General features: G+C 30.1%; 13 protein-coding genes. 11 read left to right on the forward strand and 2 right to left on the reverse strand.

Going from position 1 to position 13279, the window contains the following annotated elements; genetic code table 11:
• Positions 1–16: 16 nt before the first annotated feature.
• From HSACCH_RS04845 to HSACCH_RS04865, 5 genes are all read left to right on the forward strand, one after another.
• The gene (locus tag HSACCH_RS04845) at positions 17–397 is read left to right on the forward strand and encodes a PH domain-containing protein (RefSeq protein WP_005488299.1); all 381 of its coding nucleotides are present in this window, start codon (positions 17–19) and stop codon (positions 395–397) included.
• Between the two features lie 23 nt (positions 398–420).
• Entirely contained in the window at positions 421–975 is a 555-nt protein-coding gene (locus HSACCH_RS04850; RefSeq protein WP_005488300.1) for a BMC domain-containing protein, read from the forward strand.
• Between the two features lie 362 nt (positions 976–1337).
• Entirely contained in the window at positions 1338–2132 is a 795-nt protein-coding gene (locus HSACCH_RS04855; protein WP_005488301.1) for an electron transfer flavoprotein subunit beta/FixA family protein, read from the forward strand.
• Positions 2129–3352, forward strand: coding sequence for an electron transfer flavoprotein subunit alpha (locus HSACCH_RS04860; protein WP_005488302.1), 1224 nt, complete (start codon positions 2129–2131; stop codon positions 3350–3352). The genes HSACCH_RS04855 and HSACCH_RS04860 overlap by 4 nt, the downstream gene beginning before the upstream one ends.
• A 27-nt stretch (positions 3353–3379) precedes the next feature.
• Positions 3380–4771 carry an FAD-binding oxidoreductase gene (locus tag HSACCH_RS04865; RefSeq protein ID WP_005488303.1) on the forward strand — a complete coding sequence of 464 codons (1392 nt, stop codon included), beginning with the start codon at positions 3380–3382 and terminating at the stop codon, positions 4769–4771.
• A 146-nt stretch (positions 4772–4917) separates the two neighbouring features.
• Here the strand turns inward: HSACCH_RS04865 and HSACCH_RS04870 are convergent, their stop codons facing one another.
• Both HSACCH_RS04870 and HSACCH_RS04875 read right to left on the reverse strand, forming a co-directional pair.
• The gene (locus HSACCH_RS04870) at positions 4918–5655 is read right to left on the reverse strand and encodes a YaaA family protein (protein WP_005488305.1); all 738 of its coding nucleotides are present in this window, start codon (positions 5653–5655) and stop codon (positions 4918–4920) included.
• Between the two features lie 142 nt (positions 5656–5797).
• Entirely contained in the window at positions 5798–6244 is a 447-nt protein-coding gene (locus tag HSACCH_RS04875) for a CGGC domain-containing protein (RefSeq protein ID WP_005488307.1), read from the reverse strand.
• A gap of 198 nt (positions 6245–6442) precedes the next feature.
• Here HSACCH_RS04875 and HSACCH_RS04880 point away from each other — a divergent pair, with 198 nt between their 5' ends.
• From HSACCH_RS04880 to HSACCH_RS04905, 6 genes are all read left to right on the forward strand, one after another.
• A complete protein-coding gene (locus HSACCH_RS04880; protein ID WP_005488308.1) occupies positions 6443–7633 on the forward strand; it encodes an ROK family transcriptional regulator in 1191 nt (396 codons plus the stop codon).
• Positions 7634–7815: 182 nt separating this feature from the next.
• Complete coding sequence (locus HSACCH_RS04885) at positions 7816–9087, forward strand: ABC transporter substrate-binding protein (RefSeq protein ID WP_005488311.1); 1272 nt, start codon at positions 7816–7818, stop codon at positions 9085–9087.
• A 69-nt stretch (positions 9088–9156) separates the two neighbouring features.
• A complete protein-coding gene (locus HSACCH_RS04890; protein ID WP_005488313.1) occupies positions 9157–10065 on the forward strand; it encodes a carbohydrate ABC transporter permease in 909 nt (302 codons plus the stop codon).
• Positions 10066–10068: 3 nt separating this feature from the next.
• Positions 10069–10926: a carbohydrate ABC transporter permease gene (locus tag HSACCH_RS04895; RefSeq protein ID WP_005488315.1), complete on the forward strand. Its 858-nt coding sequence runs from the start codon at positions 10069–10071 to the stop codon at positions 10924–10926.
• Positions 10927–10938: 12 nt separating this feature from the next.
• On the forward strand, positions 10939–12057 hold the full coding sequence (locus tag HSACCH_RS04900; RefSeq protein WP_005488316.1) for a PfkB family carbohydrate kinase: 1119 nt from the start codon (positions 10939–10941) through the stop codon (positions 12055–12057).
• 15 nt (positions 12058–12072) lie between these two features.
• Positions 12073–13125 carry an SIS domain-containing protein gene (locus HSACCH_RS04905; RefSeq protein ID WP_005488318.1) on the forward strand — a complete coding sequence of 351 codons (1053 nt, stop codon included), beginning with the start codon at positions 12073–12075 and terminating at the stop codon, positions 13123–13125.
• The last annotated feature ends 154 nt before the right edge of the window (positions 13126–13279 follow it).

Below are 13279 nucleotides of genomic sequence, written 5' to 3' on the forward strand. Positions count from 1 at the left end.
ATAAGGGAGTGTTTATATGAGTTTGTTAGATGGAATTTTAGGTAATGCAGGTGAGATGGATTTAGAAAAATTGGAAAGTGAATTAGAAGAGATAATTATCGAAGGAGAAAAAATTGAAGGTGGATATAAAGTATTAAGAGATTATTTTGTTTTTACAAACAAAAGACTTATTTTAGTTGATAAACAGGGCGTAACTGGCAAAAAAGTTGAATATCATTCAGTTCCATATAAAAATATTAGACATTTCAGTATAGAATCAGCAGGAACTTTTGATAGAGATGCAGAATTGAAATTATGGGTTGCTGGAATTACTGGTCCTCTTGAAAAAAAGTTCGGTAAAAAATCTAGTGATATATTAAAAATACAAAGGTCACTAGCTAAATATATTTTGAATTAAAATTTATAAATGGGGTGAAAAAAATGATTGATACAATTGGATTATTAGAATTTAAAAGAATATCGTCAGGTATTGAGGCTAGTAATCAGATGATTAAGGCTGCTGATGTGGAGTTAATTAGTGCGAGATACATATGTCCGGGGAAATATATTGTTCTAATCTCTGGTGATCTTAGTGCTGTTAAATCTTCAGTTAAGGCTGGAGTTGAAGTGGCTAAAAAAGATCTTATGAAAGAACTTGTAATCCCCAAAATAAATAAAAGTTTAATTGATATAATTCAAGGTAAAAATAATGAAATTGGAGAAATTAAGGCGCTTGGTATTCTTGAATATTCAAGTATTGCTTCTGGGATTATTGCTGCTGATGCTGCTGTAAAAGCTTCTGAAATAGAATTTTTAAAAATAGTGTTGGGAATGAGAACAGCGGGGAAATCTTTAATTATTTTTACAGGTAGTATAGAAGCCTGCCAGCAGGGATTAAATGCTGCTGAATTAGCAAATAAAGATAACGAAAAGTATTTATTAGGTAAAAAATTAATTTCCTCTCCAGAAAAAAAGCTAGTGGAAAAGTTAATTTAAGCTGAAGATAAAGATTATAATATATTAGTTTGTTTGAGACTTTGATTTTTTAGTTGGTTTTAATAGGTCCTCTTTTTTGTGAGATTGCCTTTGAAAAGAGGACTTTGGATATTATTTGAGTTATAGTGACAAGCAAAATAAAATAGTTATTATTAGCTTCTCTTGACAATTATCAAAAAATTATATAGAATAAAACATAAGTTAAAATAGTCAAAATATTTTTTTAACTTTAATGGTCTGACCATCATTCCTATTTTTTTTAATTAAATCATTTATAAAAGGAGGTATTTTTATTAATCAAGAGGATAGAATATTATTTTAGCAGTGGGTTTGAATTTTATAATTTAAAAGGGGTGTAATAATTGGAAATATTAGTTTGTGTTAAACAGGTTCCTGAAACTAAAGATGTTGAAGTAGATGAAAATGGAAATCTGATTCGTGATGGTGTTGACTCTATAATGAATCCCCATGATATGTATGCATTAGAAACAGCCTTAAGATTGAAAGCTGAGCATGGAGGAACAGTCTCAGCAATTACAATGGGGCCTCCACAATCTAAAGAGGTTATTAGAGAGGCTTATATGATGGGGGCAGATAAAGGGTATATTTTATCTGATATTAAGTTTGCGGGTGCTGATGTTTTAGCTACTAGTTATACATTAAGTCAAGGACTTGAAGTTATCGGGCTGAAAAATGGCTATGATTTAATTATATGTGGTATGGAAAGTACAGATGGAGATACAGCACAGGTGGGACCTGCAATTGCAGAAACTTTAAAAATTCCACATGTAGCCTATGTTAGTTCAATAAAGGAGTCTAATGGGGAAAAAATTATTGTTGAAAAAGATATGGGAGAAACAATTGAAATTGTAGAATTTAGTTATCCCGGTTTGATTACAGTTACTAAAGAGGTAAATCAACCGCGGCTTCCATCATACAGACTTAAACTTGATACACGTGATAGAAAAATTGAAACTCTTACTTTTGCTGATTTGCTTGATGATGATGAAAACAATTTTGGTTTAAAGGGTTCTCCAACTCAGGTAGAAAAAGTATTTCCTCCAGATGATAATATTGAAAAAGTAATGTGGACTGGAAATGGCGAAGAACTGTCAGAGAAATTATTTAATGAATTAAAGGAGTTGAAAGTTATATGAGCAACTACGATATTGGTTATGTAAATTGTTCCTTATGTGAAAAATGTATTGATGCTTGTCCATTTGATGCCATTGCTGTAGTGGATGGTAAAATAAAAATGAATTCAGCCTGCAAAGCTTGTGGAATATGTGTTGATAGCTGTCCGGAAGGTCTTATTACTCCTGTTAAAGATCAGAGAGCAAGCGTTGATAAAAGTCAATATACTGATGTTTTAGTTTTTGCAGAGCAAATTGAAGGGGAAGTACATCCGGTAACCTATGAATTAATGGGCAAAGGAAGAGAATTAGCTAATAAAATAGATCAGGAACTTCATGTTATTTTACTTGGGCATAATTTAATGGATCAGACTGATGAAATCTTGGCACATGGTGCTGATAAAATTTATGTTTATAACCAAAAAGCACTTCATCATTTTGATGTTCAGGCTTATGCTCGAGCATTTGAAGATTGTGTTGAAAAAACTAAGCCAACAATTATCTTAATTGGAGCAACTCCAGTTGGTCGCTCACTCGCCCCCAGAATATCAACCAGGTTCAAAACAGGTTTAACTGCTGACTGCACCATTTTAGATGTAAGAGAAAATACAGATTTGGTTCAGACAAGACCTGCTTTTGGTGGTAATATAATGGCTAGAATTTTAACTACTAGAACCAGACCCCAGATGGCAACAATGCGCTATAAAGTTATGGAGCCAGCTGCAAAAGTTGATAATCCAACAGGGGAAATTATAAACTTTAGTGTTCCGGAAGCAGAATTAGAAACAAGATCAAATTTTATCAGCATTACTAAAAAACCTGAAGTAGAAAGTATTGAAGATGCAGATAAAATTATAGCTGTTGGTCGAGGAATAAGGGAAGAAAAAGACTTAGAGATGATCAAAGAACTTGCCGATCTCATAGGAGCTAAAATTGGAACAACTAGACCTTTAATTGAAAAAGGATGGACCGGCCATCACCAGCAAATTGGCTTAAGTGGTAGATCAGTTAGACCAGAATTAATAATTACCTTAGGTATTTCGGGAGCAGTTCAATTTGTTGCAGGCATGAAAAGTTCAGAACATATTTTTGCGGTAAATAGTGATCCTGAGGCAAGCATTTTTAATGTGGCTCATTATGGTATGGTTGGAGATTTATATAATATTGTACCAAAATTAATTGAAAAAATTAAAAATGGAGAGAATGTATTTAAAAAAATAGAAAAAGAAGCAGTTGCAATTTAAAAACACTGAGTTAAAGGAGGAAAATTGATGGATTATAATAAAATAACAAAAGAAGATATAGAAGTATTAATAGATATCTTAGATGATGATCGTGTAACTTTAAGAGAGGATATAAATGAGGATTATTCTCATGATGAATTAGCAGAATTGAAAGCATTTCCAGAAATTATGATAGAACCTGAAACCACCGAAGAAGTTTCTCAAGTAATGAAATTTGCTTCTAAGAGAAATATACCGGTAACTCCCAGAGGGACTGGAACAGGACTTTGTGGTGGAGCAGTTGCTATGGAAGCTGGTATTTTATTATTAACAACTTCCATGGATCGAATTATTGAAATTGATGAGGAAAATTTGACTGCTAAAGTGCAGCCGGGAGTAATTTTGATGAATTTTTCCGAAAAAGTAAATGATTTAGGCTTTATGTATCCACCAGATCCAGGCGAAAAAAGTGCAACCTTAGGTGGTAATGTACTAACTAATGCAGGTGGAATGCGAGCTGTTAAGTATGGTGTTACAAGAGATTATGTGCTGGGGATGGAAATTGTACTTCCCAATGGAGAAATAATTGATACTGGAGGTAAAGTTGTTAAAAATAGTTCTGGTTATAGTATTCAAGATTTAATAATTGGTTCTGAAGGTACTTTAGGGATTGTAACAGAGATTACTTTAAAATTAGTTCCAATGCCAAAAAAAGCATTAACCTTATTAATTCCTTTTGACAGTCTAGAAGAAGCAATTGGAACTGTACCAGAAATAATTAATGCTAAAATAGTTCCAACAGGAATTGAATTTATGGAAAAAGAGGTTTTATTAGCTGCAACTGATTATTTAGGTAAAGAATTTCCAGATACATCTGCTCCAGCCTATCTTTTGCTTAAATTTGATGGTAATGATAAAAAAGAAATAGAGAAAAAATATGAAGTAGCCGCTGATGTTTGCTTAGAGAATAATGCCTATGATGTATATATTGCTAATACAGATGAGCGTCAGGATGTAATCTGGGATACAAGAGGAGCTTTGCTTGAGGCACTAAAAGCAGTAAGTGAGCTAGATGAATGTGATGTGGTTGTACCTAGGAATAAAGTTGCTGATTTTGTTAATTTTACTCATAATTTAGAGGATAAACATAAATTACGGATACGTGGTTTTGGTCATGCTGGAGATGGAAATTTACATCTGTATACTTTAAAAGATGACTTAGATGATGAAACCTGGCAGAAAAGGAATAAGGCAGTTATGGATGAACTCTATGCTAAGTCTAGAGAGATGAAAGGTAAAGTATCAGGAGAACACGGAATTGCAATTGCAAAAAAAGAATATTTACATGCAGATATTGGCCCGGTTCAGCTTGGCTTAATGAGGGGAATAAAAAATACTTTTGATCCGCAGAATATCTTAAACCCTGGCAAAACAGTTTAAATTAACATTTATCTAATTTTATAGTTTTACAATAATAAGATTAAGCAGTCCAATTTCTGTATAGGTCATGATTGAGGCTGCTTACTTTTTTAAAAAGTAAAAACCCGCCTTGCAGCGGGTCTGAAAAAAATCATAAAAAAAGAGATTTATTTTTCAAAGGGCTTAATAAAATAAAGTTCATTTTCAGAAGATTGATCTTCATTAAAAACATATCCATCCAAATTAATTTCTTTAATTTGATCTATGCTTTCAACCTGTTTTTTGATCAATTCATTGAGCAGTTTGCCTCGATTATGTTTAACATAATAACCGACTGTTTTAAGGCTGCCATCCTCTTTTTCTTCTTTGAAATAAAAATCTATTATCTTTCCTTCATAATTTTTTTCAACGACTTTGCTGTACTCATTTGAAGCTAAATTTATAATTAAATCAACATCAGAAAAATACTCTTTCATTACTTCCTGCCAGTATTCATAAAGATTGATTCCATTAGGTTTAAGCCTCATTTCCAACCTGTAAGGCCAGATTTCTGTATTTGAATGCAGTGGACCATACATCGGAGAAATTATAATTAGCTTTTCCTGCATATATGAAAATTGCTCTTTATTATAGCTCTCTAAATCAATTTGTTTGAAAGCTGAGCCATTATAACATTCAATAGCCGGAATTGTTTGATCTTCAAAACTGTGGTTTTGAAAAAGTTCATATGTCCTATCTAAAAGTTTGCCCTGGATATCTAGTTCAGACTTTAATTCCTTTTTTGACAATCCTTTAAGATAATTAAATAATTTTTTAGTCATATCTTTATTTGGAATATCTTTACCTTTTTCTTGGCTTTTTCTCTCGTGATTTTGAGTTTTGCTTGGTGATAATATTATTTTCATATTTAACATCCTTTCCTTGTAGAACTATATTATTTCTTATTTAATATATTCAAGGAAAATTATTTTACTCCTTTATTATAAAAACAAATTGATATTTTCATAAAATGGTGAAATTAACCTTTATAAGTTAAATGAAAAATATTTAATTGTAGCTTTTTCTAAGTTCTTCTTCATTTAAAATCAGCTCTATTTGTTTTCTTTTTGCAGGAGTGTCCCATGTTTTTAAAATATTATGTTTTTTAAAGTATTTTTCTGGTATTGGGTGAGTGCCAATTACCACTTTTGTATTATATGTATTTTCAATAAAATTTTTGAAATAGTTTATCCGTGGGCAGGGAGGATAACCAACAACTAAGCCTGTAGCAAGATGAATAACTTCAGCTCCATTTTTAATCATTTCTTGAGGTGCATATTCTATATTTCCGCCTGGACAGCCTCCACAGCTTGTATAACCAACGACTTCTACCTCTTTACCTTTATAAATCTGAAAAGCACCTTCTCGATTTTGTAAAGCTTTAAAACATTTACCACCTGCACAGCTGCTGTAACGGTCACAGATAAAAATAGCTATTTTCTTTTTTGAACTCATAATAACCTCCTTATTTACTTTAGTTATGAACATTATACCATAAATATATATAAAGATATAATATAGTAGTCTAGTAGTATATAGTTTATATTAATAAAAAACTGCTTAAATTAAATATTTTTTTAACTTTTTAAAGGACTTTTTAAAAGTATCTTCAATATATATAATAAGATACTAAAGAAATCGAGGGTTGGTATTATGGAAATTAAAAATTCTAAAGCTTTAAAAAGGCATAATCAACAAGCTGTATTAAGTGAAATTATAAAAAGACAGCCAATTTCTAGATCGAACTTAACGCAAGAGTTAGATGTATCTCATACAACTATATCATATTTAGTTAAAGATTTGATGGATAAAGAATTAGTTGTAGAAATGACTGCTGATTCAACAGGTGGGAGACCGCCAAAATTATTAAGCTTTAAAGGTGACAATAAATATATAATATCCATGAGTTTTGAAGAACGAAAGATTGCTTATGCTATATATAATTTAGATATTGAATTAATTGATAAAGAAATAATAGAGGTTAATAATGAACTTTTTGTTGATTTAATTAAAAAAATAGAAAAAGTGAGTAAATTAAAAAATAAAGAGTTTGATATAAATGAAGAACAGATCTTTGGAATAGGTGTGTCAGTACCAGGTATCTATAAAGAATATAAAGACTTAGTAATAAATTCTACAACTCATTATTTAGGCAGTATTAATTTAAAAACTGAGCTAAATAAAATATTTAACTATGCCCCAATATATATAGATAATGATGCTAACCTATCTGTCTATTATGAGTGGAGTCATATGTTAGATAAAGAATATGATAACTTAATTTATATTTATGTTGTAGACGGAATTGGTAGTGGAATTATAGTTAATAATAGTTTATATACAGGTAGTCATGGTAATGCAGGAGAAATTGGGCATATGAAAGTTAAATCTAAAGGAAAAAAATGTATCTGCGGTGGACAAGGGTGTCTAGAAACAATATCATCAATAAAAGCTATTGAAGATGATTTTAAAAAAGCAGTTGATAATGGAGAATATACTCTTTTAAACGATATATTTGATTCTCCTTTTGATTATAAAGAGATTATTACCGGTTATCTAAATAATGATAAATTGTGTAAAAAAATAATTAATAGAGCTATAAAATACTTTGTTCGCGGTCTTTCTAGTATAATAAACATATTTGATCCTCAGATAATAGTTTTAGGTGGTCTTTTTGATGAATTTAATGAAGACATGATTAAAAAAATTAATAACAAACTTGAGAATTCATATTTTCCTGATGAAAATGATAAACCTAAAATAATTAATAGAGGTGACCAACAAAATTACCAAATTTCAGCTGTAACTTCTTTTATATTCGATAAATGGAAAGCTAATTTCTGATAAGAAATTATATTAATAAAAATTTACAGAATTTTTAAAAAATTAATTAAAAATTTAAACAATATTAATAATTAAACTATAAAATTATAATTAAAATTTTTTTATTTTTTAAAAAATCCAAAAGGAGGGATGGTAAAGATAATTTTGATTTAAAGTATTAAAAATTCAAAGGAGGATGAAAAATGTTTAATAAGAAGTCACTTTTAATTTTAACACTTGTAATTTTATTTGTGGGTGTATTCGCTTTATCAACTTCTGCAGAAACAATTAAAATGATTAGTATGAAACAAGCTGGTTGGACACCAGAAGAGTATGATCAAATCATTGCTGAGTTTGAAGATAATAATCCAGGCATAGAAGTAGAGCTTACATTGGTTGGTTATGATGCTTTGCATGATAAGTTAATTACTTCAATTTCTGGAGCTAATCCAGCCTATGATGTTGTTTTAATTGATGATATCTGGTACGCACAGTTTGCTGAAGCTGGTTGGTTATTAGATGTAACAGAACGAGTATCTAGTGATATGAATGATGATGTATATGACAAGGCCTGGGAAGTTGTTGGATATAATGACCGACTTTATGGACTACCTTGGCTCTTAGATTTAGAATATTTCTTTTACAACGAACAAATTCTAAATGAAGCTGGTATTGAAAATCCACCTAAAACATGGGAAGAAGTTGTGGAACAGTCAAGAATAATAAAAGAAAAAGGTATTGTTGAATATCCAATGGTTTGGAGTTGGGCTCAGATTGAAGCACTTATCTGTGATTGGGTAACATTACTTAAAGGTAATAATGGGGACTTTTTTGATGAAAATAATAAACCAGCATTTAATAATAAAAGGGGAGTTGAAACTTTAAGCTGGATGAAAGAAACTATTGACAGTGGACTTACAAACCCAGCAAGCTTGTCTGCTAATGAAGAAGAAGTAAGAAGAATTTTCTCACAAGGTAATGCTGCTTTTACAATTAACTGGGTCTACATGTATGAATTATTAAATAATCCAGATGAATCTAATATAGTTGGCCAAACACAACTTGCTTTAATGCCTGTATTTGAAGATGCAAAATCAGAAGGTGTTGAAAGTGCAAGTATTACTGGTTCAATGGGCTTTAGTGTAACAAAAAATTCTCCAAATGCAGATATTGCCTATGATTTAATTGAATTTATGACAAGTAAAGATATTCAAACAAGATATGCTGATCATGTAACTCCGATGTACAAATCTGTAATGCAGCAAGAAGAAATAATTGAAATGCATCCTGAAACATTTAAAATGTTTGATAAGCAGTTCCCGTATATTTATTCAAGACCAAAAGTTCCTTATTATACTGAAATGTCACGTGTGTTACAAACTTCAATTCAGAATGCTCTTGTAGGTAATGTTAGTCCACAAGAAGCATTAGATAACGCTGCAGAAGAAGTAGAAAAAATTCAAGAACGTTGGTAAAACAATAAAATAGTGCGGAGTTTTTAAATACTCCGCACTATTTTCACTAATTTTATGGGGGAAAACATTATGAACTTTATTAAAAAAAAGATCACCAGTAAATTTGAAAAAAACACAAATTTGCTAGGATGGATTTTGGTTCTTCCAAGTTTTTTAATAATTGCTTCTGTGGTTTTTTATCCAATTGTTAGAACAATGTGGTTAAGCTTTACTTCCTATTCATTAGCTTATCCTTGGAGGACACAATTTATTGGCTTGAAAAATTATATTGATTTTTTTATATCTTTTGATTTTTGGGCAACAATCGGTAGAACTGCTTATTTTACAATAATTTCGACAGGTATAGAAATTGTTTTAGGTATAGCTATTGCATATTTAATAAATTTACACCTGAAAGGGTGGAAAATATTAAGAACAATTGTAATTATACCTTGGGCTGTACCAACAGTTGTAAATGCAATTATGTGGAAATGGATTTATAATGCAGAATATGGTGCTTTAAATGGATTGTTGCAATCATTAAATATAATTGATAAGTATCAGACTTGGTTATCTAAACCTTGGACAGCGATGAATTTAGTTATATTAGCCGATGTCTGGAAATGTACACCATTTGTTGTTTTAATTATGAGTGCTTCTTTGGCAACTATAAGCGAAGACCTTTATGAAGCAGCAGATATTGATGGTGCGAATGGACTTCAAGTTTTTAGCTATATTACATTACCATTATTAAAACCAGCTATTATGGTTGCTTTAGTTATAAGAACTGTTGAAGCATTTAAAGCTTTTGATATTATATATGTTTTAACTAGAGGTGGCCCAGCTAATGGAACCCAGATTATTTCATATAAAGCATATTTAGAATCATTCAGCTTTTTAAATATGGGAAGGGGTTCAGCTCTTTCATTTATAGTTTCTATATTTATATTAATTTTATCTCTGGTTTATATAAGAATCTTATATACAGAGGACGTGTAAAAGATGAAAAAAATGACACCAACCAAAAAAATAATTGGTTATATTTTAATGATAGTAGTTGCAATCTGGATATTAGCGCCGATTTATTGGCTGGTAATTTCTAGCTTATCTACCCAATCTTCATTATTAATTAAACCAATAGATTGGTTTCCTGATAATCTGACCTTTAAAAATTATGTGAGTATATTTTCAACCCAGGCAGGATCATCTCAATCAGCTGAAATGTTTACTAAGGCTTTATATAATAGTGTATATGTTTCTTTCTTTGTTACTTTAGTAAGTTTAATATTTGGAATTCCTGCGGCTTATTCTTTTTCTCGACTTGACTTTAAAGGGAGAAGAATAGGAATGCTTACTATGATTGCAACTAGAATGATTCCAGTTGTAAGTTTGATAATTCCAATTTATATTTTGATAAATAATATTGGACTATTAGATAAGAAAATAACTTTGGTTTTTGTATATTTATCTTTCACTTTACCATTTGTAATATATATTATGACAGGCTTTTTCCGGAGTATACCAATGGAATTAGAAGACTCTGCTAGAATAGATGGATGTTCAAGATTAGGAGCATTAATCAGAGTTATATTACCTCTTTCTGGCCCCGGTATTGCATCAGTAGCTATATTTTCATTTCTTTTAGCATGGGATCAGTTTTTTTATGCTTTAATCTTAACAAATAGTTATGCATCTAAAACTGTTCCAGTAGCAATAACTGAGTTTACAGGTCGACATGCTGTAAACTATACTGCAATGACTACAGGTGGTGTTTTAGCTGCAATTCCTCCCATGATTATTGTAATAATATTTCAAAGATTAATTATCAAGGGACTAACAGCTGGTTCAGTAAAGGGTTAAGGGGGTCTCAAAATGTTAGAAGATTTAAAAGGGAAAATAGAAAAAATAATTGAGGAAAAAAAATATCTAGATAAAAATGCAGCAATTGGTTTTGATGGATTTGTTGATAAAATATATAGGCCAATTAGTTCACAGGAAGGTAAAACAATTAACTATTATAAAACTATAGATGATTTTGGGGACAGGATAAAACAAGCTTCTGGACTCAGCTGTGATATAGATATTGAATTAGAATCAATACAACCTGGTGGTAATACACCACTTTTTGCAAACTCTTTGGGACATTTGGGCATAAATACTGACTGTATTTCACCAATTGATGAATATGAAGAGATCTTTAATAAATATATGTCTAAAAACTGTAATATATATTCTATAGGTAAGCCTGCTTTAAGTTTTGTTTTAGAGTTTTTTGATGGGAAAATAATGTTAGGAGATACACATACATTCAAAGAAATTGACTATAATACAATTAAAAATAAAGTTGGAGATAAAATATATGAAATATTAAATAACTATGAATTGCTTTCGATGGTTAATTGGAGTCATTTTAATAATATGACATCAATTTGGAAAAAAATAATTAATTATTTAAATCAAAATCAAGATAAATTTAATAATAAAGAACAAACTCTTTTCATTGATTTAGCTGATACTAGTTCAAGGTCAATTAAAGATATAAAAGAAATGTTAAAAACTTTATCTGATTTTAGAGATTATTATAGAGTAATCATTGGTTTAAATGAAAATGAAGTTAGAGATTTAGGAAAAAAGATGATGACAAATAATTTCAAAGATATTACTAATATTGGTAAGCATTTAGTTAATAGTGGATTTGTTGATGAAGTAGTAATCCATCCTGTTGCTGAAGCATATCTAGTAAAAAAATCAAATAAAGTTAAAGTGAGAGTTCCTAAAGTGGAAGCGCCTGTTTTAACTGTTGGTGGAGGAGATAATTTTAATGCGGGGTTTATTTGGGGAATATTAAATAATCTTACTGATCAAGAATCTTTAGTATTAGGCACAGTAAATGCTAGATTATTTGTTGAAAAAGGATCAAGTCCTTCGATTGATGATCTTTATAATTATATTTCTAAAAATAAAGATTCTATAGAAGTCATAAATATATAAATATGAGGTGGTAAAATGTCTGATCCGATGATTAAAGATATAAAAAGTCAACCAGAATTTTTGAATATGATTTTGACTAATTATTTTGAAGATACAAAGTATAAAAAAAGATTAAAAGAGGTAATTAATTATATTGAGGATAATGATAATCCAATTCTTTTTGCAGGAATGGGTAGTTCAAATTATTCTGCAATATCAGCAATTAACATCTTATCTAACAAAGGATATCTTTGTCTAAATCCAAATATAGATGAGTTCATACATTATCAGATGAATTCTATAAATGAAAATGTTACTGTAATAGCTATTTCTCAATCTGGAAAAAGTGCAGAAACAAAGAAACTATTAGAAAAATTATCTGATAATACTACTATCATTGCAATTACAAATTATGAGGATAGCCCAATCGCTCAAATGTCTGATTTTGTATTACCTATATTTGCAGGCAAAGAAGCTACTATCTCTACTAAAACTTATGTGAATAGTAATTATCTGCTCAATATAATCGCTCATTTAGTTGATAATAATAAAGGTTTAGATATAAAAAAACAGTCAGATGATATTGAAATAATAAATAATTTTATAGTGCAAGCAGAAAACACTATTCATAATCTATATAATCATCTAAAATCTAAAGATAAATGGTCGTTTATTTCAAGGGGAGATCTTTTAAGTACAACATTTATGGGAGCTTTAATTTGTGCCGAAGGAACAGGATTGCAGCCTAAAGGTTATAGCGGTGGTTCTTTTAGACATGGCCCTTTAGAAATCACAGGCAAAAATCACGGTGCCATTGTATTTGCACATGGCGATCACACTTTTAACCTTTTAATAAAACTTACCGAAGAGATGGCCCAAAATGGGTCAAACATAATATTGTTAACAGATAAAAACTATAATAATGAAAGTGATAACATTCTTTTAAATAAAATACCAATTGTCAATAGATTATTACTCCCAACTATATATGCAGTTGTAATACAGCTTTTCACAAGAGAAACTGCTTTAAATAGAGGAAGAATACCCGGCATGTTAAATAAAATTTCAAAAGTCACTGAAAAAGAATAAAATATATTTGTCCTAACTAGTTCTTGAAATATTTTTCAAAATAACACAGAAGACTCGCCTCCCGGCGGGTCTTTTTTTATGGGTTTTAGCCCTTAATATTCAATGTTAGTTGACCTTTATAATTTTTATAATTATTATCTAGAAATGGTTAAAA

It is taken from the genome of Halanaerobium saccharolyticum subsp. saccharolyticum DSM 6643 (assembly GCF_000350165.1).
Classification (GTDB): Bacteria; Bacillota; Halanaerobiia; order Halanaerobiales; family Halanaerobiaceae; genus Halanaerobium; species Halanaerobium saccharolyticum.